Source organism: Neobacillus niacini, from assembly GCF_030817595.1.
In the GTDB taxonomy this organism is placed as follows: domain Bacteria; phylum Bacillota; class Bacilli; order Bacillales; family Cytobacillaceae; genus Neobacillus; species Neobacillus niacini_G.
The window spans coordinates 5,803,556-5,824,111 of the sequence record NZ_JAUSZN010000001.1 but is presented as its reverse complement, the minus strand read 5'-3'; the positions used below and the strand labels follow the sequence as shown (position 1 = coordinate 5,824,111).

The window sequence follows — 20,556 nt, the reverse complement described above, 5'->3', positions numbered from 1 at the left end:
TTTTCATTCATTATAGCATAGTGGCATTTTTCTGACAATCACTATGATTGAAGTTTTTTAATTAATTCCTCCGCCACAAGAGCGGGAATTCCAATGGCTCTAAACTCTTCAAATGTCGCTTCCTTCATTTTCTTAACCGAACCAAATTCCTTTAATAGCTGATTTTTACGTTTTTCACCGACACCTGGAATGTCGTCCAACAGCGATTGAAACGCACTTTTTCCTCGGGTTTGACGATGGAAGGTAATCGCAAACCGGTGAACCTCATCTTGAATCCTTTGTAATAAATAAAACTCTTGGCTGTTTCTCCCAAGCGGGATAATTTGAAGTGGATTGCCATATAACAACTGAGAAGTCTTGTGCTTATCATCCTTCACCAAACCAGCCAAAGGAATATCTAAGCCAAGCTCGTTTTCCAGGACATCTCTAACAGCCTCCACATGTCCTTTTCCTCCATCAATAATAATGAGGTCCGGAAGCGGCAGTTCCTCTTTTAACGCCCTAGAATATCTTCTTCTTGTTACTTCACGCATCGATTCATAATCATCCGGACCCTTAACGGATTTAATCTTATACTTTCGGTATTCACGCTTATTTGGCTTCCCGTCTATAAAGACCACCATCGCAGATACAGGATCGGTCCCTTGAATATTAGAGTTATCGAAAGACTCAATTCGGTGTGGGGTATAAATACCCATAAGCTCGCCAAGATTTTCGACAGCCTTGATCGTCCTTACCTCGTCCTTTTCGATCAGTGAAAATTTCTCATTCAATGCTATCTTCGCATTTTTGATTGCCATTTTAATTAAATCTTTTTTCTGACCACGCTGAGGTTTTAGGACTTTTACTTGAAGTAGCTGTTCTGCGAGATTCAAATCAATTTCATCCTGTATTAAAATCTCCTTCGGTTTAATATGATTCGATTTTTCATAAAATTGACCTAGGAAGGTGAGAATTTCTTCTTCTGGCTCATTGTAGATAGGGAACATGGAAACGTCACGTTCAATTAATTTTCCTTGGCGTACAAAGAATACTTGAACACACATCCATCCTTTATCGACAGCGTAGCCAAACACATCACGATCTGTAAAATCTGTCATCGTGATTTTTTGCTTTTCCATAATGGTTTCAATATGAATAATCTTATCGCGGAATTCCTTTGCACGCTCAAAATCCAATTCCTCAGAAGCACTGGTCATTTTCTCCGTTAGTTCTTTCTTAATCTCTTTAAATCCGCCATTAAGGAAGCGAGTAATTTCATCGGTCATTTGCTTGTATTGCTCTTCGTGTACTTCATTTACACATGGTGCCAGGCACTGGCCTAAATGGTAATATAAACAAACCCTGTCCGGAAGGGTTGAGCATTTTCGTAATGGATAGATTCGGTCTAACAGCTTTTTCGTTTCATTCGCTGCCATGACGTTAGGATAAGGACCAAAGTACTTGCCTTTATCCTTTTTGACTTTTCTTGTAATGATGAGTTTCGGATGTCTCTCCGCAGTCAATTTAATAAACGGATAAGTTTTATCATCTTTCAGCATTACATTATATTTAGGATCGTATTTTTTAATTAAATTTAATTCGAGTAACAATGCTTCGATATTGGATGAGGTGACAATATATTCAAAGTCCTCAATCTCGTTGACGAGCCTTAGAGTTTTACCATCATGCGACCCGGTAAAATAGGACCGTACACGATTTTTTAGTACTTTTGCTTTCCCCACGTAAATGATCGTTCCCTGACGGTCCTTCATCAAGTAGCAGCCAGGCTGATCAGGCAGCAGTGTTAATTTTTGTTTGATAGTCTCATTCATACTAGCTGCTCCTCCCCGTCTTTTATATATCTTCCCTAAAATTTTAAAGGAAAAAGTTGATAAAGAAAAGCCTGATTCTATTTCCAATGGCTGTGTTAAAGCTAAAATTATTATCTGCACTCTGTTGATTTGCGCGGAAGGCACGAAGACTCCTGCGGGAGAACGGGGCTGGGGAGACCCCACAGGCGCTAAGGCGCCGAGGAGGCTCCCCGGACCGCCCGCGGAAAGCGAAGTGCCTGGAGCGCAAATCAACAGACCAATTAAACACAGCCCCGCAAATAAAAAACCTTAGCTAGAAATATCCTAGCTAAGGTTATCTATGCTTTAAACGTGCTTTTCTAACACACCTGCTAAAGCGTCTTTTGGCTGGAAGCCGACTACTTTGTCAACTACTTCGCCATTTTTGAAAACAAGTAATGTAGGGATACTCATAACGCCGTATTTAGCAGCAGTTTCTTGGTTATCGTCTACATCTAATTTAACGATTTTCACTTTGTCGCCCATTTCTGAATCAAGTTCCTCAAGAACAGGAGCGATCATTTTACAAGGTCCACACCATGGAGCCCAGAAATCTGCAAGAACTAGACCAGAGCCTGTTTCAGCAGAGAAATTTGCATCGGTTACATTTGAAATAGCCATTTGTTTATGCCTCCTAAATAAATACTAATTTCTATCGAAAGTATAGCATTGTTTAAACCATCATGCTAATAATCTGTCTCGGATGTAATTTTCCCTAAAAAACGTTTCATATTCTGGCTTATTAAATGTAATAAGGCGAACAGTTTGCCACTGCCCGCCCTATATATTATGAGTGAACTTTAAGTTTTTTAAACTCTTCGGTTAAAAGTGGTACTACTTCAAATAGATCCCCGACAATCCCGTAATCCGCTACTTTAAAGATATTTGCCTCTGGGTCTTTATTGATCGCCACGATTACTTTAGAGTTAGACATCCCTGCTAAGTGCTGGATTGCTCCAGAAATTCCGCAAGCAATGTATAGATCTGGTGTTACAACTTTTCCAGTTTGGCCGATTTGTAAAGAGTAGTCACAATAGTCCGCGTCACATGCACCACGGGATGCACCAACTGCGCCGCCTAGTACATTCGCTAATTCTTTAAGTGGTTCGAAGCCTTCTGCACTCTTGACACCGCGTCCGCCGGAGATTACCACTTTGGCTTCACTTAAATCTACGCCTTCACTCGCTTTTCTAACGACTTCTTTGATAATTGCACGAAGATCTTTAATTTCAACCGATAATGCGGCCACCTCTCCTGTTCTGCTTTCATCCTTGGCAAGAGGTGCAATGTTATTTGGTCTTACCGTTGCAAAAATCAACCCGTCCGTCACAATTTTCTTTTCAAACGCCTTACCAGAATAGATTGGTCTTGTGAAGACAACATTTCCACCAGCAACTTCAACAGCAATTGCGTCTGAAATTAAGCCGGATGCAAGCTTAGCTGCAATTCTTGGGGACAGGTCCTTTCCTAGTGAAGTATGTCCGAAAACTAAACCTTCTGGGCTTTCTTTTTCAAGTACAGCAAGTAATGCTTGTGCAAAACCATCGGATGTATATTGCTTTAACTTTGCATCCTCCACAACAACAACGCGGTCGGCACCGTATTGTACTAACTCCGCTCCTAAAGCGCTAACATTTTCACCGATTAAAACACCAACTACTTCTCCGCCTTCAGCTACAGTTTTCGCTGCAGCAATTGCTTCGAATGAAACATTACGTAAAGAACCGTCACGCGTTTCCCCTAATACTAATACTTTTCTAGTCATTCCTTTACCCCTCCTGCAAATCATTTTTGGCTATTCTGAGTGAATTCGTGCATTTACAATTAAACTACTTTTGCTTCTGTATGAAGAAGGTGAACGAGTTCTTTTACTTGATCATTTAATTCCCCAGATAACACTTTTCCTGCTTCCTTTTTAGCTGGCAAGTATATTTCAATTGTTTTTGTTTTTGCTTCAACATCATCTTCTTCAAGATCTAAATCATCTAATTCTAGTTCATCAAGCGGCTTTTTCTTTGCCTTCATAATACCTGGTAAAGATGGGTAACGAGGTTCATTCAAACCTTGCTGAGCTGTTACCAATAATGGCAGACTTGTTTCGATAATTTCAGAATCCCCTTCAACGTCACGGGTAACGGTTACATTTGTTCCATCGATTTCAAGCTTAGTAATGGTCGTAACATAAGGAATGTTTAACAATTCAGCCACACGTGGACCTACTTGACCAGAACCGCCATCAATCGCTACATTTCCACCGATAATAAGATCTGCTTCTTTATCCTTAAGGTATTCAGCAATGATTTTAGATGTTGTGAATTGATCGCCGTTTTCGCTCGTCTCTTCAGTATTGATCAACACAGCTTTGTCAGCTCCCATAGCAAGTGCTGTGCGTAATTGCTTTTCAGCCTCTTCCGTTCCTACTGAAATAACAGTTACCTCTCCGCCATTTGCGTCGCGGACCTGAATTGCTTCTTCAACTGCATATTCATCGTAAGGATTGATGATAAATTCAGCACCATCCTCGTTGATTTTTCCGCCGGAAATAGTAATCTTTTCTTCCGTATCAAACGTTCTTTTTAATAGTACATAAATGTTCATGATTTCCCTCCTATTAATGCAAAGATTTTTTCTGTTTTAAAGATTAAGAAAATTTAACATAAAAAAATATCATTAACTTCTATGTAGAAGTTATTCACCTTTAAAATTTGGCTCCCTTTTTTCAATAAAGGCTTGAATGCCTTCTTTCGCATCAGGAGAAACAAATATTTCTCCGAACAACTCTGCTTCCTTTTTAGAGCCTTCGTAAAACTCTTCGTTTTTTGCATAATTTAATAATTGAATGGTGGCTTTTAATGAACCTGTGCTTTTTTTAGTAATCTTACCAGCTAATTTTAGTGCTTGTTCTAATACCTCATTTTCTGGATACGCATGGTTCGCCAGACCAAATTGAACCGCTTCCAATCCTGTGATTGGCTCAGACGTGAACAGCATTTCTGCTGCACGTGCAACTCCAACATATTTCGGAAGACGCTGTGTTCCAGCAAATCCAGGGATTAATCCAAGCTGCAGTTCTGGAAGACCAAGCTTGGTCTTTTCTCCTACCAAACGGATATGGCATGCCATCGCAAGTTCCAAGCCACCGCCAAGAGCTGCGCCATGAATAGCAGCAATGATAGGTTTAGGAAACTTCTCCATCCGATCAAACAAATCTTGTCCGTATTTCCCGAGATTTGCAAAGCCTTCGGAAGATGAAACGGTCGTGAATTCTTTAATATCAGCACCTGCTGAGAAGAAACGCCCTTCCCCATGAATGACAATTACCTTAATATCACGATTAGGCTCAATTTCGTCTAGTACAGCCGACAATTCCCGTAATAGTCCTTGTGAGAGGGCATTTGCCGGTGGACGCACGATGGTGATCGTTGCAATCATGTCTTGATTAGACCACTTTAAGTATTCCAATAGTTTCCCTCCTCCTCATAACACTCAAAAATTAATGATTCCCGCAGCCTTTAATCAAAAGCTTATGAACCGGTTTAGCGAGTGCCATTAAATCGTACTTCTCCTCATTTAAAACCCAGGTTGTCACGGTTTCATCCATCGTGCCAAAGATCATTTGTCTGGCAAGACGGACATCGAGGTCGCTTGAAAACTCTCCCGATTCAATTCCTTCTATGATGATTTTATCAATCACACGTAGATAGCCTTTTAGAACGTTGTTTATACGTAAACGCAATTCTTTATTGGATTGTCGTAATTCAAGCTGGGTTACGATTGCCATGTGATGATCATCAGAAAGGTTTTTAAAATGAGCTTCTATCATCATTAATAACTTCTCCGCCGCGCTCTGTTTTCCTGCTATCATTTCATCTATTTTTTCAATAAAGCTTCCCATTTTTTCTTCGAAGAGTGAGATGAGAATGTCTTCTTTGTTTTTAAAATAAAGATAAATCGTGCCATCAGCAACACCAGCTTGCTTTGCAATTTTTGAAACCTGTGCCTGATGATACCCTACCTCTGCAATAGCAATTACTGCTGCGTCAATGATTTGCATGTATTTTGGTTTATTTTTTTTCATAATATTTCTCCCTCCTCCCGAAGAAAGTGCAATTAGTAATTTAAAAAAGAAAAAACATGAATGAATAATCATTCATGTTTTTATAATAGATTTTAGTTGTATTCCTGTCAAGAATTACAGGACATTTTTATATTACTTTACTGCCAGCCCAGGGACAAGCTTTATTATGCAAAAAAAAGAAGTGCAGTAAATGAGGGATTAGGCATGTTTTTTGTTTTCTTCCTCTATTTTTCTCATTTCTTCTTCGACCAGAGTTCTTCTTAGTATCTTTCCTACCGCTGTTTTCGGTAATTCTTCTCTAAATTCATATAGTCTTGGCGCCTTATATGCCGCTAGATATTTTCTAGCATATTGGTTTAAGTCATCCGAGGTAATCTGTGATCCTTCTTTTAAGACAATGTATGCTTTAACGTTTTCTCCTCGATAAGGGTCTGGAATTCCCGCAGCAACAGCCTCCAACACATCTGGGTGTTCATATAATACTTCTTCGATTTCTCTTGGATATATATTATATCCTCCGGCAATAATCATATCCTTCTTTCTATCTACTACATAAAAATACCCTTTATCATCCATATAGCCAAGGTCACCCGTATACAGCCAGCCATCTTTTATCGTTTCCTCCGTAGCCTCAGGACGGTTCCAATAGCCTTTCATGATTTGAGGACCTTTAATGATAATTTCTCCTATTTCTCCAACCGGCATGTCCTCACCATCATCCATTGATACGATTCTTACTTCGGTATTTGGCCAAGGAACACCAATGCTGCCTTTTATCCGTTCACGATCCCATAAGAAATTGGCATGTGTGACTGGAGAAGATTCTGTTAATCCATATCCTTCAACGAGTTTCCCGCCTGTAATTGCCTCAAACTCCTCCTGGACCTCAACAGGGAGTGGAGCAGAACCGCTGAGACAGGAATCAATCGAAGATAAATCATATTTTTTCAAATCAGGATGATTTAATAGACCGATATAAATTGTTGGCGCACCTGGAAACAAAGTAGGACGCTGCTTTTGGATTGTCTTTAAGGTGGTCAATGGATCGAACTTAGGTAATATAATCATTTTATACGCCTGCATAACCGATAAAATCATCACGATTGTCATTCCATAGACATGGAAAAATGGAACAATCCCTAAGACTGATTCCTCACCCGGTTTTGCTTTATATAGCCAGGCCGTACACATGGAGGAGTTTGCTACTAAATTCCTATGTGTCAGCATTACCCCTTTTGGAGAACCAGTTGTACCGCCTGTATATTGAAGCAGCGCAACATCCTCTTCAAAATCAAATTCATATTCTACGAGTTTTTTAGGCTTCATTTTAACGATTTCTTTAAATAAATGGGTATTGCCTTCATGTTTAACGTTAACAACAATTCCATATTGCTTTTTCTGGACAAAAGGATAAACTAAATTTTTTGGAAATGGCAAGTAGTCTTTGATAGCGGTTACAATAATGTGCTGCAAATCAGTTTGCGGCATCACCTTAGAAGCGCGTGGATAGAGGATGTCGAGTGTGATGATCGCTTTCGCTCCGGAGTCTTTCATTTGGTATTCAAGTTCACGTTCGGTATATAACGGATTTGTTTGAACGACAATGCCTCCCGCCATTAGTATACCAAAATAACTTATGACCGATTGTGGTGTATTGGCAAGCATAATGGCTACTCGGTCACCTTTTGAAATACCAATCTGCTGAAGATAGCTGGCAAAGGATAATGCTTCATCGTAAAGCTCTTTATACGTCATTTCCCTGCCCATAAAATGGATTGCAGTTTTTTCTGGAAAGCTCTTTGCTGCATCTACTAAATACTGCTGAACAGGTTCTTTTCGAAATTCCAGTTCTGCAGGAATATCCTCAGGATAAGACGTGAGCCATGGTTTAGATCCGTACATAGTAACCCTCCTTTTTATTCTATTGTCAATTTACCACTTCCCTTTCATTATAATATAGTCAGACTGTTTAAACAATTACAATAACAATATATGTTCACTATATCACGATAAAAAAATCACCGCCGGTCGGGGATTAACCTCGGGGGCTTTCTTGCACCGCTTGTTGTCGATACCTTTGGCCAAAAATAAATAGATGTTGAGCGTTCCCGTCTGATCGCTTATATTCCTCTTTTTATTGCTGCAATGATGTTCTGGGTGATTTGCAGGTTAGGCACAACAAAAAAAGGTGGCAGCACCTTTTGAATACTGTCACCCTAACTTTTTTAAACAACCGCAGGCTTTCCAGCAGCCAGCGGGTTTTTTACTCTTCCAAATTCTGAAGCATGAGGCCGGTCATCGCCATCGCCATATCCATATTCAATCATCCGGTTCCGGTTGAGGCAAAGTTTCTTAAAGGATGGTCTCAGCAGATCAAATAGTTCAAATCGTTCTTTCAGTTCAGGGAATTGCGCCTGATAAGAAAGAATCGTCTCTCTTAGCATGTTCCAGAAAACAGCTTCATCCAGTTCCCCGCTCCGATGAAGAATGTCTGCGAGATAGCGGAAGTGGCATACGAACAATCCGGTAAAAATAAATTGACAGAGTCCTTCCGGAGCCTCGCTTCTCAGCACACTTTTTAACTCTGCTGAGATGTTTTCCAGCTCGGACAGCGGCTGATCACTGATGTTCACATCATCTACAAAATCTTTTACGGCAAGACGATGCGGTTTGCTGTCCTTTAAAATGACAACTGTATTCTGACCATGCGGTGAAAAAACGGTTCCATATTGATATAAGTAGTGCAGAAGCGGCGGAAGCAGCACATCAAAAAGCTGTTTTGTCCACTCTTCTGCGTTGAGGCCTGCCTTTTTGGCAAGTTCAAGCACATAAGATTTTCCATCCTCCCCAACATATAACAGCGCAGCCAGGGTTATCGCCTGCTCCCCTTCGTCCAGGAACGAATAAATACTTTCTCTCCAGATGACACCGAGCATTTCAAGGAATTGATATGGAGCCCCTTGCAGCTTTGTATAATCTGGATGAGCGTAGTTCATGCTTGCTATTTCTCCAGGGAGCACAACTCTGCATGTATCACGCAAGAATGAGTCACGATTCCGGATTCCTTGAATATGCTGCGTGATTTCCGGTGCTAGCACCACCCGCTCAGACGGGAGGCCGCGATAAACGAGTGTATTCAAAATGCTCATCGGAAGCTTCACATGATATTTCATCTTATCTTCCATGTTCACGAACGTTCTGATGGATTGCTGTGGCAGGTACATATCCTCCCCTTTTCCAAGATAAACGATGCGCTTTTCAAACAGCTCTTCTGAAAAGAGTGGTACCAATACATGATTCCACTGCCATTCATGAACGGGCATAAAGAAATAATCCTCAGGCTGAACACCTTCCCCATGCAGAACCTTCTGAAACGTTACCCAAAGAGAATCACCCAGCTCGCTTTTCAGTAAATCTTCATATTGTACTTCTTCAATTGAATGAAAGCTCCCCTTCTCTTTTGAAACAGCTATCCAGTCAAGCTTTACCTCCTTCTTCTGTTCCGGCGCATACTGCAGGTAATCCGTATAGGAAAATCCAATTCTTCCTTTGTTATATGTAATCCATGGATGACCAGTCATTTCCCCTTCAAGCTCGGCATAATCGATTTCAAGAAGGGACTCAGTCCGCTGATTTTCCTGGCTGGCCAAGATATGGGCATCTGCAAGCAGCGTCCGTTTATATTCTTCAATCAGATAAGCGGCAGTAAATGGTTTGATACCGATTTCCTTTTGCAGCTGAAGCAGAAAAGCAACTGCGCTTTTAGCATTCACCCACTCACCGCCTGTTTTTATCTGAATGGAGTCAGGGTCTATCCAGTAACTGTCCATAAGCCGTTCTTCTGCCTGGAATCTGTACATCTCCCCGCCGTCCAATGAAAGGTGATAGAGACCATCAGTTTTCTCTGCAGAAATCATGTCTTCATATAAAAACTCTGCAATCATTTTGGCAAGCAGCCGTTTGTTTGCTTTTTCCCAGTGCCTTTTTTTCACGTTCGTTTCCATTTCATTCACTCTCCTATACGGTTTGTTTCTTCCGGGCAAGATGGTGGATCCCAAAGTGCTGAAAGACATTTTTTTCCGGAATCTCAAACATTGTTTTACCGGCAATCGAATTTATGATAACGGCATTCCGATAAGCACCAAGCCCCAAATCAGGCGCTCCTACCCCATGGGTATGAAGCTCGCCGTTTTGAATAAACACCTTGTGCTCATCCCTTGGCTCATGCATTTCGACCTGATAGTTTCTCGAAATAACAGGGCGTCCTGCTTCGTCCCATTTCATCGAATGAGCTAGGCTGCTGAATGCTTTAGGCCAGAGGGTTTTGTATCCTGTTGCAGCGATAACAGTATCTGTTTCAACCTTAAACGATTCACCCTCCTCCCAGTGATAACAGTCGAGCTCCAAGCCACCGCCATATTCTGAGATATCTTTAACCGCCGTTTTGGCAAGGAGCTGTACGTCCGGCTTTTGTCCGGCGATCGTTCTTTCATATAATAGATCGTAAATGTCTGCAATTGTATCTGCGCTTATTCCCTTATAAAGTGGATCCTGCTTCGACACAACTTCATCCTTCAGGCTTTGAGGCAAGCGGTAAAAATAATCCGTGTAATCAGGTGAAAAATGTTCAAGCCCGAGCTTGGAATATTCCATCGGAAAGAAACCGTCTGTACGTGTTAGCCAATTCAGCTTATAACCCGCAGTTACCTGCTCTTTTAAAAGCTCAAGGAAAACCTCTGCTGCACTTTGCCCTGAGCCAATTACTGTGACTGTCTCTCCCAGTGCTTCATTCCTTCTTTGCAAAAACTCAGAAGAATGATAGAGATTCCGGCTGCCTGCCGCCGTCCATTCCGGCAGATTCGGGGCACTTCCCATTCCCAGAACCACATGCTTCGCGTAATAAGTCTCCACATGTCCTGTCAAAACATCTTCTACACTAACTTCATAGCCATCCGCATGCTCGGCTGCATCAATGACTCTTTTGCTGAACCGGCATGATGACAGCTGCTTTGAAACCCATTGGAGGTAATGGTTATATTCTCTGCGGGGTATATGGAACGATTCCAAAAAATAGAAGTGGTACAGCCGTTTCTGGTGATGCAAATAATTCAAAAAGCTGTATTTGCTCGCTGGATTCACCATTGTAACGGCATCCGCCATAAAAGGAACCTGAAGAGTCGTTCCTTCGATTAGTAATCCTTCATGCCAGGCAAACTCCGGTTTTTGATCAAAAAACAAAGCGTCCATTCCGCCTGTTTCATCTATAAGGGCAGCCATACCCAGATTAAACGGACCAAGTCCGACACCAATCACGTCATAAACCACTTGTAAGCCTCCTTTCAAAATCTTCTCTTGTGCAGATCAAAAACAGGGCTTGTTTATCAGGAAGGTTAAGTTCCTTTTGCGGAACAAACCCACACTTTTTAAACACGTGAATCATTTTAGCGTTGCGGCTATCAGGTTCCGCAACAATCCTCGCTGTCCTGCTGTCAGAAAACATCTGCTTCATGATGCTCTGAAGCATAGGCTCTGCCAAACCTTTTCCTAAATAAGAGGGGTCTCCAATGAGCAAATGAACTCCCTGATCAAATGGTTCTGCACCATAATAGCGGCCGATGATATCGTCTTTTGCCCAATATGTTTCCCAGTAGCTCATCTCTTCCCCGTTTATCATGCCGATCCATAAGGTTTGATGATTGTCCGAAAGTAAACCCTTTAAATGCTTTGCATACTGGCTGAAGGGAAAGTTCTGGTGCCAAAAAGGAATGACGTGCGGCTCATGGTGCCACTGATGAAGTAAGACCGCATCCTTCTCAAAATCAACCTTGCGGAACGTAATCACTTTGTTTGTTTCTTGTTGAATCATAATGAAGCGACGGCCTCCTTTTTTAACAGTGGATTTGGAACATCCACATACACAGACTGAGTTTCAAGGGGACCTACAAGCTCATCTAAGTCGTGGAATCGTGTCATGAGATTGGCCTTGCAAGGTAGTTTCTCGCGTTCCAGGAAGCTTTTTATAAGCTGAGAAGGATGTCCATCTGGAACAGAATAAGCTTCCATTTCTTCCTGGATGATCTTAAGCAGCATGCGTTCGTCTGCCAGTCCTGCCGTCCCGAAAGCATTCACAATACCGAACAAATGATTGAAAAAGAAATAGTAGCGCAGACGCTCATCTGCTACTGTATCTGAACAGAAGGTTTCGCTTCTCTGTCCCGCTTCAGGAAGAAATGACTCAAGTACGCTCTTCTTTGATTCACAGAAGTAAAATCCTTGATTATCACGGTAAAAGAATCGCTCAGGATATCCGTCATTCAACTGAACAATGCTGTTTTGCTGATGAGCCTCGAGTGCGATCCCCTTCTCATAATAAAGCCAGAGAATCGGTTTTAGGGAAATCTCCAAGTAACGCTTTAGCCAGTCCGAACTGATTTCGCTTGTGGTGCGGTTTTCTTTATCTGCTATGCCGCGGATTATGCTTGAAAGTCTTGATGTTCCTCTTTTCAGTCCATCTTGGCATAAAGAGACGATGGCCGTTGTTTGATCCGCATTTTCCTGATAAAACGGGTTATCTCGAAGGATGACTTCGAACCCGGATTCTTTCCTGTCCTCCAGCTTCAAGGTGAGAAATGCCGGATCGTGAACAAACCTGAACTGCGGAAACTCATCTGAAATTTCCTTCCCGAGGCCGGCCTCCATCAGTTCTTTTACCTCTGCGCCGCGTTCTAGTTCCTTCATTAAATTAGCCCGTACAGAATTCGTAATTTTTATGTTCAATGAAAACTTCAGCATAAACGGCACATCAGGATGAAATACTGTTCTCAGTGAGGAGGTGGCAAAGTAAGAACGTCCTTGCTGTCCAAGGTCTTCAATAGCTCCCGCTTCTGCAAGACTCTTAATCTCATGATCTTGAAGGACATATTTTGCCTGCCACGGATGCAGCGGAAGCAGCGCGTGCCCGTCCTCTTTTGCATACTTGTTTTTGAAGTCATTTGTTATTTCCGGATCATCAAGGACCATTTGCTTAATCTGCTGAATGGCTGAATGCGGAAGCAGGGATTTAGAATAAACAAGGTCAGCAGGAGCTCTGAAATAATGCAGCGGAAAGGAGCCTTTTAATTCAGGTGAATAGGATCTGATTTCCTCTTCATTCATCCCTTCCCTGCTTTTTGGTGCAGGATGAAACAGGTGTCCAAATAAAAGCGACTGCTCTGCTGCAAGGAAATCAAAGTCTGTGCCATACAGTTCGTCTTCTTCGCCTGAACGTTCTTCAATAAATGCTGCCATCAGCGTACAGCTCTGGGAAATGCGGTTAAGCAGCTCATTCTTTTTTTCATCCGGCTTGCCAGCATTCAAGTCTATTAACGTCACATCAATGCAGTCCATGAAATTCAGTTTTTCAGAACCCATATAAACTACTGGTCCAACTAAGTGGCGTCCTGTTTCTGAATAATAAGCTAAAGGTATGTATAAAGCAGATTTATTTTTAAGCGAAAGCTTCATCCATTTGCCTGAATGGGCATGTTTAAGCTCTGGTGGAACATCCTCTGTTAAAGAGCCTTTTCCCGTCTCACGGATATAACAATTTAAATAGCTTTGCAGCGTAGCATACTCTGCACGTTTTCTAGCTTCTTCCCTGTTCATTCTGAAGCCTCCTCCATTCATTTTGTCCGATTTCTTTTATTCTCTGGATCAGTTTTGACAGATCCTCTGCTTCTGCGAGAGGATTTAATAGAGTAAATTTCAGGCAAGCATGCCCTTTTACCTTTGTACGGGCAATGACGGCTTCTCCATTTGCAAGCAGCCTGTCCCGAATCCGGTAGTTTAGAAGATTGATGGCATCCTCTGTAAGCATACCGTCCCCTGTATACCTGAAAACAACCGTGCTCAGCTCAGGTTTATGCATAACCGTAAATGAACTGTCATGTTCAAGCATTTTATATGCGTCCTTTGCAAGGGAAAGGGTACGGCGGATGATTTCTGACCAGTCGCTCCTGCTTATCAGCTGAAAGGATAGGAAGGGTTTTAACGCATCAAATCTTCTTGTTGTCTGCAGGGATTTTCCTACAAGATTCGGTACCTCTTCTTCATCATCTTCCTCTGGGTTAAGGTAATCTGCGTGCCGCTTCATATAGGAAAACGAGCTGCGGTCTTTTACCAGGAACGCCCCACAGCTGATTGGCTGGTAAAACATTTTGTGAAAATCAACGGTGATGGAGTCCGCCTTATCAATGCCTTTCAGTTTGTGTTTGTGCTGATCTGACATCATGAGGCCTCCCCCATACGCCGCATCCACATGGAACCAAAGATCGTATTGCTTAGCGGCCTGACTCATTTTTTCCAGGGGATCTATGGCTCCAAAATCAGTTGTGCCTGCTGTGGCGATTAGAGCAAAAGGAATCTTTCCTTCTTTTTTAAGCTGCTTCAGCTTTTTTTCTAAATCGTTCATGCACATCCTGTGGGCAGCATCTGTTTTTACAGGAATGACAGCTTCTTCTCCAAGCCCTAAAACAGAGGCTGCCTGCTGTACGGAAAAATGGGCTGCATCCGAGCAGAGAATTTTAAGAAGGTGGTGTTTTACAGGGAGACCCTGCTTCTTAATATCCCAGTTCCAAAGCTTTATAGCTGCACGCTCTCTTGCAAGAAGAAGCCCCATCAAATTAGATTGTGTTCCTCCACTCGTCATGACCCCGTCACCTTCATAAAGACCGAAAAGGGTGCAAAGCCCATCCATGACCATCTGCTCCACCATGGTTGCTGCGCCGCTTTGGTCCCAGGAGTCCATTGAAAGATTCAATCCTGAAATCAGCACTTCAGCTGCTAAACCAGGCAGCATCGGCGGACAGTGTAGATGTGCTGCACATAACGGATGATGGACAGAGATGGCATGGTCAACAACCGCAGATGAAAGCTTGTCAAAAACCTCCTTGGGACTGCCGGCAGCTTCAGGGAGGAACTCGGGAAATTGAGCTTCAAGTCCTTCCTTAACAAGCTGAGGAGAAGCACCGCTGAATGGAGCATTTGCAAGAACGGCTGATTTCAGCGTTTCCATCGCTTGGGTCATCACATGTTGATAGCTTTCCATGCTGCCTTGTGAATTTGTTAGAAAAAAAGCGTCGATTTTTGTTTTTACACTGGCTGTCATTTCTTTCCCTCCTATACGAAACTTGGCATAAACGCTTTTTCCGCTGCCATAGCCGCTTCGAAAAACAGGTCGCACACCGTTTCAAGCTGGTCTTTTGTGATAATCAGCGGAGGCAGGAATCTGACCGTACTTCCGTGGCGGCCGCCAAGCTCCAGGATCAGTCCTCGTTTAAAGCATTCCTGCTGAATTTTCTTAGCCAGCTGCGGATTTGCAGGATAACTTCCGAGAGCATCTGCAGGAGCAGTTTTGTCAACGATTTCGGCCCCAACCATAAGACCTAAACCTCGGACGTCACCAATGGATTGGACATCTTGTTTCATTTCCTTTAAGCGCAGCATGAGGAAGTCTCCAAGCAGAGCTGCCTGCTCGTCAAGTTTTTCCCGCTTAATAAACTTCATTGTTGCGGTACCTGCAGCAATGGCAAGCTGATTACCGCGGAAGGTTCCTGAATGAGCGCCAGGCTCCCACTGGTCTAAATCTTTGTGATAGACAACGACCGCAAGAGGAAGAGTACCGCCAATTGCTTTTGATAAAACAACCACATCAGGAGTAATGCCCGCATGCTCAAATGCAAACATTTTTCCCGTACGCCCGAATCCTGTCTGCACTTCATCCACAATAAGTGGAATCTGCTGTTCAGAAGTAATCCGGCGGACTTGCTTCACCCATTCATCTGGTGCAGGTATGGCGCCTCCCTCACCCTGAACAACTTCCATGACCATTCCCGCAGGCTTTACAATCCCTGATTCCGGATCATTCAAGGTCCGTTCAATGAATGTCGATCCAACTGCTGCTCCTTCTTCTCCCCCAATGCCAAACGGACAGCGGTATGCATATGGATATGGAAGAAAGTGAACTTCAGACATCAGATTCGGAATTTTCGTCTTCGGACCAAGATTCCCCATGAGGCTGAGGGATCCATTGGTCATTCCGTGGTATCCGCCTTGAAACGAGAGCATTCCGCCCCTTCCAGTTGCCGTTTTCACCAGCTTCATTGCTGCTTCAATCGCATCTGAACCAGATGGGCCGCAAAATTGAATCTTCGCATTTTCTGCAAATGAGGCCGGCAGTGCAGCAAACAATTCTTCCACAAACTCCTCTTTCATTGGCGTCGTAAGATCAAGCGTGTGAAGCGGGCGTTTCCCTCTGATTACCTTTTCAATTGCCTCAACCACAACAGGATGGTTATGGCCAAGTGCAAGTGTGCCTGCTCCTGCTAGACAGTCTATGTACGTTTTGTTCTCTACGTCTTTTACATAAATCCCTTCTGCTTCACTGATGGCAATCGGAATTCTGCGCGGATAGGATCTTGCATTCGATTCCCGTTTGTTTTGACTGTTTAGGTAGAATTCATTTGTCAGCAAATATAATCACCTTTCTTTTTGAAAATAATTCTCATTCTCAATTAAAAATAAAAAACGTTCTCTTAGCTTCGTTTTTAAAGTTCCGGCCAGTTCCATCATGGCTGAATCTGCACTTTTGACCTGGCCGATCATATTAGGAAAACTGTGAACGAGCTGCCTGAAATGCAGATGTTTCACATGAACCCCTTCGTTTTTAAGTTTTTCCGCATACTGGAATCCTTCATCTCTTAACGGATCATATTCTGCCGTTACCAAAAGCAATGGCGGCACATCTTTATGACTTTTGGCATTCAGAGGAGAAGCAAATGGATGGCTTCCCTGTCTCGCATCGGTTACGTAATGGTTCCAAAACCACTCCATTTTTTCTTTCGTCAAATTAAATGCATACCCAGATTGATAGGAATCCGTTTCAAACTGATGACGAAGTACAGGAGTAATAAGGACTTGAAGATGAAAAGGACAGCTTCCAAGTTCCTTCATCCAGAGGACTGCCGCTGCTGCAAGATTCGCTCCAGACGATTCGCCTCCAATCGCCATCTGAGCAGGATTTCCGTTCCAGTGCCAAACATTTTGAAGCGCCCATTGTGCCACAACCATGACATCCTGCAGTGCAGCCGGAAACGGATGTTCAGGAGCAAGCCTGTAACCTACTGAAATCACAAGGCACTCCGCATTCTTTGCAAAATACGTGCATAATGAGTCCGCACTGTCTAAATCTCCAAAGACCCATCCCCCTCCATGCATAAATAGAAAAACCGGCAGTTCTTCGGCTCCTGCCGGCTGATAAATCCTGACAGGGATATTCCCTTCACCAACATTGACATTATGTGTTTGAATGCCGTCTGACTCAAACGGCTTGAAAAATGTTCTTGCTTCTTTATAAAAAAATCGCGACTGTTCAGGCGTCAGTTCCTCCAATGGCGGATGCTTAAGTTCCATCATTTTTTCACTGATGCGCCCAAGCAAATCTGATAGATCCTGATCAATTGGATGGTTCCTTTTCACATGGCGCTCCTGCTTTCCAAAAAGTGTTGTCTTCCAGTTTAGGCTCTTTCCTAAATTCAACATCTTTCGTCAATAAATAGCGGTAAAAACGATTTCTGTCACCTATCATTAAAGCTGCTTTCTTATGGGGCATCGTAATGGTGCCAAATCTTTCTCCGCCAATTCTCTTTAAAATCGGAATGACAATTCGATTTCTTACATCAGGCTCACCTATGATGCGTCCGCACTCATATTTTTTCATAAGAAAGGCCGTCATGGCTCTTATGAGCATAAGCCCATCGTCTTTATTTAAGAATTCTCTCGGTCCGATAAGCAGATGCATGCCAAGATCACCACTTTTTGCTTCGTAATAGTCTTTTACGGGATCTTGAAAAATGCTGTACGCCATCAGGTAGGCCACAGGGAGATCATCTACATAAACGAGAAAAACCCGTTTATTTTCTGCGTTAAGCGTCCGGTCCAAATAGGCGGCAAATCTATCTCTGCTCACGTTAAGCTTCCAAAAAGGGGCAATGTGCGGAAGCTGCATCCAAGTATGCAGGATATCTATATCTTTTCCAGTCACATGTCTGAATGAGATGAATTTATGATATTCCCTGTCTTGCAAAATTGCTTCAAAATCTTCTTCTCTCTTTATATCAATCAGCTCCTGCCTGTCAGAACATTTAGATTACATGAAAATCTTAATTGAAAATGATTATCATTGTCAATAAAAATCAAGAAATCAGTTCATCCTGCCCAGTCACGGTGTTCGGGAACAATCTTTGGTAGAACATTAGCCCTATTCTTACCCATAAAAAAAGAAAACAGCAACTATGCTGTTTCCAGGCTGTCGAGAAAATCTCGACAGCTATTATTTTTTGTAATTACTTTAATGATTCACCGCATTAATATGCTATAATATACATATAAATAACAGGACGGTGGATAGAATGTATAAGCCAAAAAGAGAAATACAAAACGAAGCTGAATTTGTTTTTATTGATGATTTAGTACCGCAAGATCACCTATTAAGGAAGGTGGACAAGTATATTGATTTTTCTTTTATTGGTGAGAAGGTCCGTCCTTTTTATTCAGAAAATAACGGGCGTCCTTCGGACCCTATACAGCTCTTTAAGATGATGTTTATCGGATATTTTTATGGCATTCGTTCTGAACGACAATTAGAGCGTGAAATTCAGACGAATGTGGCCTATCGATGGTTCTTAGGATTAAAGCTAAACGATACAGTTCCCCATCATTCCACCATTAGTTGGAATCGGCGAACCCGTTTTAAAGATACAAATATATTTCAGGAAATTTTTGATGAGATTGTCTTCAAAGCAATTAACCACAAGATGGTTGGAGGAAGAGTTTTATTTTCCGATTCCACACACCTTAAAGCGAATGCAAACAAACATAAATTCTCTAGAGTTGAAGTGGAAGTTGAAACACGTGAATATGTAGAAGATTTAAACAAAGCTATTGAGGAAGACAGGAGAGATCATGGAAAAAAGCCTTTAAAGGAAAAGGAGGAGGTGACCGAGAAAAAGGAAATACGACTGAGCACAACTGATCCTGAATGCGGGTTTATGTCACGAGAGAATAAACAGGAGATGTTCTGTTATCTTGATCATCGAACTACCGACATGAAGTTCAACATCATAACTGATGCGTATGTTACACCAGGAAATGTTCACGATTCTGTCCCCTATCTTTCACGGTTAGACCGTCAGGTCGAACGTTTTGGATTTAAAGTAGAAGCTGTGGCACTTGATTCGGGTTACCTGACAAATCCGATTTGTAAAGGACTTAATGAACGCAATATTTTTGGAGTTATCGCTCACAGAAGATATCAATCAACAAAAGGGTTATTTCCTAAATGGAAGTTTACATATGACAAAGATAGAGATTTGTATGTTTGTCCAAATGGTCAGGAGTTACAATATCGTACAACTACAAGAGAAGGTTATCGGGAATATAAGTCAGATCCTAAAAAGTGTACTAACTGCCCACTCCTGCCTGAGTGTACAAAATCTCAAAATAAAACAAAAGTAGTTACCAGACATGTTTGGGAGGAACATAAGGAAAAGGTTCGACTTAACAGACTTTCAAAGTCAGGTAAAATACTATATAAATTTAGAAAAGAAAAAGTAGAGCGAAGCTTCGCAGATTCAAAAGAACTGCATGGGCTTCGCTATTGTAGGTTACGGGGATTGCAAAATGCGAGTGAGCAAGTGTTACTTACCGCAGCATGCCAAAACATGAAAAAGATTGCCACGCACTTAGCCAGGTTTGAAAAAGTGTGTGGCGATCTCCAGGTTCATTCCCCCTGTTGATTGGAGCGGAAGGTGCGAAGACTCCTGCGGGAGTACGGGGCTGGGGAGACCCCGCAGGCGCTTAAGCGCTGAGGAGGCTCCCCGGCACGCCCGCGGAAAGCGAAGCAACTGGAGCGGAAATCAACAGGCCTTCGGGCAGGCAGAAAAATAAAAATTGCCGAGAAAGATACCTTTCTCGACAATCTGAAAACAGCAACTATGCTGTTTCCTTTCTCAACGCCCCTGCTTGCAGGGACGAGCTCATACTTAATAATCCTAGTATATTTCTAAACTTTATACCATCAGCGATGACTTTCGTGTTAAAAAAACAACATGTACCCCAAACCAATTAGCAAAAACAAGGCGCATAAACCAAAAAGCACTTTCGCTAATGTCTCCACAAAAATCTCCCCTTACGATATTCCTGCACCTATCACATAAGATAAGCCGATTGACAAGATCATTGCAATAAATCCAACCGCACGATTATCATTTTGAATTTCATGATCAATATTAAATTTAGGTGTTAAGAATTCAAAGATAAAATATCCAACCAATAAAAGCACAAAGCCAAATACTCCCCAGCTGATCATTGTCACCAATGAATCATTTTGTTCAATAGAGTAGCGAAAAATATTAGCAATACCGAAGATTTTCCCTCCGGTTGCCATCGCCACAGCGATATTGCCATTTTGGATTTCTTCCCAATTTTTATATCTCGTCACCAACTCAAAAATAGCTAAAAAGACGATCACACATAAGATCACCACACTATAATTGGCAGCACTTTGAATATACACGTTATCCCAAAACTGGTCCATTCCCTATTCTCCCC

Annotated in this window: 17 protein-coding genes; 1 reads left to right on the top strand and 16 read right to left on the bottom strand. The window is 42.2% G+C overall.

What is annotated here, in order from left to right; all coding sequences use genetic code 11:
• Nucleotides 1–41 precede the first annotated feature (41 nt).
• The 15 genes from uvrC to QFZ31_RS27545 form a co-directional block, all read right to left on the bottom strand.
• Complete coding sequence (uvrC, locus tag QFZ31_RS27615) at nucleotides 42–1,814, bottom strand: excinuclease ABC subunit UvrC (RefSeq protein WP_307309320.1); 1,773 nt, start codon at nucleotides 1,812–1,814, stop codon at nucleotides 42–44.
• A gap of 324 nt (nucleotides 1,815–2,138) precedes the next feature.
• Nucleotides 2,139–2,453 carry a thioredoxin gene (gene trxA, locus QFZ31_RS27610; protein ID WP_283861725.1) on the bottom strand — a complete coding sequence of 105 codons (315 nt, stop codon included), beginning with the start codon at nucleotides 2,451–2,453 and terminating at the stop codon, nucleotides 2,139–2,141.
• A gap of 166 nt (nucleotides 2,454–2,619) precedes the next feature.
• Nucleotides 2,620–3,597, bottom strand: a complete 978-nt coding sequence (locus QFZ31_RS27605) for an electron transfer flavoprotein subunit alpha/FixB family protein (RefSeq protein WP_307309318.1) — start codon at nucleotides 3,595–3,597, stop codon at nucleotides 2,620–2,622.
• Nucleotides 3,598–3,656: 59 nt separating this feature from the next.
• A complete protein-coding gene (locus QFZ31_RS27600) occupies nucleotides 3,657–4,430 on the bottom strand; it encodes an electron transfer flavoprotein subunit beta/FixA family protein (protein WP_307309317.1) in 774 nt (257 codons plus the stop codon).
• Nucleotides 4,431–4,520: 90 nt separating this feature from the next.
• On the bottom strand, nucleotides 4,521–5,294 hold the full coding sequence (locus QFZ31_RS27595) for an enoyl-CoA hydratase (protein ID WP_307309314.1): 774 nt from the start codon (nucleotides 5,292–5,294) through the stop codon (nucleotides 4,521–4,523).
• A gap of 31 nt (nucleotides 5,295–5,325) precedes the next feature.
• Nucleotides 5,326–5,910: a TetR/AcrR family transcriptional regulator gene (locus tag QFZ31_RS27590; protein ID WP_179601929.1), complete on the bottom strand. Its 585-nt coding sequence runs from the start codon at nucleotides 5,908–5,910 to the stop codon at nucleotides 5,326–5,328.
• 198 nt (nucleotides 5,911–6,108) lie between these two features.
• Nucleotides 6,109–7,812, bottom strand: a complete 1,704-nt coding sequence (locus tag QFZ31_RS27585; RefSeq protein WP_307309309.1) for a long-chain-fatty-acid--CoA ligase — start codon at nucleotides 7,810–7,812, stop codon at nucleotides 6,109–6,111.
• Between the two features lie 323 nt (nucleotides 7,813–8,135).
• Nucleotides 8,136–9,914 carry an IucA/IucC family protein gene (locus tag QFZ31_RS27580; RefSeq protein ID WP_307309306.1) on the bottom strand — a complete coding sequence of 593 codons (1,779 nt, stop codon included), beginning with the start codon at nucleotides 9,912–9,914 and terminating at the stop codon, nucleotides 8,136–8,138.
• 13 nt (nucleotides 9,915–9,927) lie between these two features.
• Nucleotides 9,928–11,187 carry a lysine N(6)-hydroxylase/L-ornithine N(5)-oxygenase family protein gene (locus QFZ31_RS27575; RefSeq protein WP_307311822.1) on the bottom strand — a complete coding sequence of 420 codons (1,260 nt, stop codon included), beginning with the start codon at nucleotides 11,185–11,187 and terminating at the stop codon, nucleotides 9,928–9,930.
• Nucleotides 11,188–11,224: 37 nt separating this feature from the next.
• Nucleotides 11,225–11,776, bottom strand: a complete 552-nt coding sequence (locus tag QFZ31_RS27570; protein ID WP_307309304.1) for a GNAT family N-acetyltransferase — start codon at nucleotides 11,774–11,776, stop codon at nucleotides 11,225–11,227.
• Nucleotides 11,773–13,554 carry an IucA/IucC family protein gene (locus tag QFZ31_RS27565; protein ID WP_307309301.1) on the bottom strand — a complete coding sequence of 594 codons (1,782 nt, stop codon included), beginning with the start codon at nucleotides 13,552–13,554 and terminating at the stop codon, nucleotides 11,773–11,775. Before QFZ31_RS27565 ends, QFZ31_RS27570 begins: the two co-directional genes overlap by 4 nt.
• A complete protein-coding gene (locus tag QFZ31_RS27560; RefSeq protein ID WP_307309299.1) occupies nucleotides 13,535–15,055 on the bottom strand; it encodes a pyridoxal phosphate-dependent decarboxylase family protein in 1,521 nt (506 codons plus the stop codon). Before QFZ31_RS27560 ends, QFZ31_RS27565 begins: the two co-directional genes overlap by 20 nt.
• Before the next feature lie 11 nt (nucleotides 15,056–15,066).
• Nucleotides 15,067–16,419 (bottom strand): aspartate aminotransferase family protein, encoded by a 1,353-nt coding sequence (locus QFZ31_RS27555; protein ID WP_307309296.1) that lies wholly within the window; start codon nucleotides 16,417–16,419, stop codon nucleotides 15,067–15,069.
• A 6-nt stretch (nucleotides 16,420–16,425) separates the two neighbouring features.
• Nucleotides 16,426–17,424, bottom strand: coding sequence for an alpha/beta hydrolase (locus QFZ31_RS27550; protein WP_307309294.1), 999 nt, complete (start codon nucleotides 17,422–17,424; stop codon nucleotides 16,426–16,428).
• Entirely contained in the window at nucleotides 17,402–17,989 is a 588-nt protein-coding gene (locus QFZ31_RS27545) for a GNAT family N-acetyltransferase (RefSeq protein ID WP_307311820.1), read from the bottom strand. The genes QFZ31_RS27550 and QFZ31_RS27545 overlap by 23 nt, the downstream gene beginning before the upstream one ends.
• 367 nt (nucleotides 17,990–18,356) lie before the next feature.
• On the opposite strand from QFZ31_RS27545, the gene QFZ31_RS27540 reads away from it, so the two are divergent.
• The gene (locus QFZ31_RS27540) at nucleotides 18,357–19,742 is read left to right on the top strand and encodes an IS1182 family transposase (protein ID WP_307305804.1); all 1,386 of its coding nucleotides are present in this window, start codon (nucleotides 18,357–18,359) and stop codon (nucleotides 19,740–19,742) included.
• A 392-nt stretch (nucleotides 19,743–20,134) separates the two neighbouring features.
• Here QFZ31_RS27540 and QFZ31_RS27535 read toward each other — a convergent pair whose 3' ends face one another.
• Entirely contained in the window at nucleotides 20,135–20,542 is a 408-nt protein-coding gene (locus tag QFZ31_RS27535) for a DUF350 domain-containing protein (protein WP_307309292.1), read from the bottom strand.
• Nucleotides 20,543–20,556 lie beyond the last annotated feature (14 nt).

Excerpts from the sequence above, each read along its gene's own strand:
- uvrC (WP_307309320.1), bottom strand. The coding sequence starts at position 1,814 with ATGAATGAGACTATCAAACAAAAATTAACACTGCTGCCTGATCAGCCT.
- trxA (WP_283861725.1), bottom strand. The coding sequence starts at position 2,453 with ATGGCTATTTCAAATGTAACCGATGCAAATTTCTCTGCTGAAACAGGC.
- QFZ31_RS27605 (WP_307309318.1), bottom strand. The coding sequence starts at position 3,597 with ATGACTAGAAAAGTATTAGTATTAGGGGAAACGCGTGACGGTTCTTTA.
- QFZ31_RS27600 (WP_307309317.1), bottom strand. The coding sequence starts at position 4,430 with ATGAACATTTATGTACTATTAAAAAGAACGTTTGATACGGAAGAAAAG.
- QFZ31_RS27590 (WP_179601929.1), bottom strand. The coding sequence starts at position 5,910 with ATGAAAAAAAATAAACCAAAATACATGCAAATCATTGACGCAGCAGTA.
- QFZ31_RS27585 (WP_307309309.1), bottom strand. The coding sequence starts at position 7,812 with ATGTACGGATCTAAACCATGGCTCACGTCTTATCCTGAGGATATTCCT.
- QFZ31_RS27580 (WP_307309306.1), bottom strand. The coding sequence starts at position 9,914 with ATGGAAACGAACGTGAAAAAAAGGCACTGGGAAAAAGCAAACAAACGG.
- QFZ31_RS27575 (WP_307311822.1), bottom strand. The coding sequence starts at position 11,187 with ATGGCTGCCCTTATAGATGAAACAGGCGGAATGGACGCTTTGTTTTTT.
- QFZ31_RS27570 (WP_307309304.1), bottom strand. The coding sequence starts at position 11,776 with ATGATTCAACAAGAAACAAACAAAGTGATTACGTTCCGCAAGGTTGAT.
- QFZ31_RS27565 (WP_307309301.1), bottom strand. The coding sequence starts at position 13,554 with ATGAACAGGGAAGAAGCTAGAAAACGTGCAGAGTATGCTACGCTGCAA.
- QFZ31_RS27560 (WP_307309299.1), bottom strand. The coding sequence starts at position 15,055 with ATGACAGCCAGTGTAAAAACAAAAATCGACGCTTTTTTTCTAACAAAT.
- QFZ31_RS27540 (WP_307305804.1), top strand. The coding sequence starts at position 18,357 with ATGTATAAGCCAAAAAGAGAAATACAAAACGAAGCTGAATTTGTTTTT.
- QFZ31_RS27535 (WP_307309292.1), bottom strand. The coding sequence starts at position 20,542 with ATGGACCAGTTTTGGGATAACGTGTATATTCAAAGTGCTGCCAATTAT.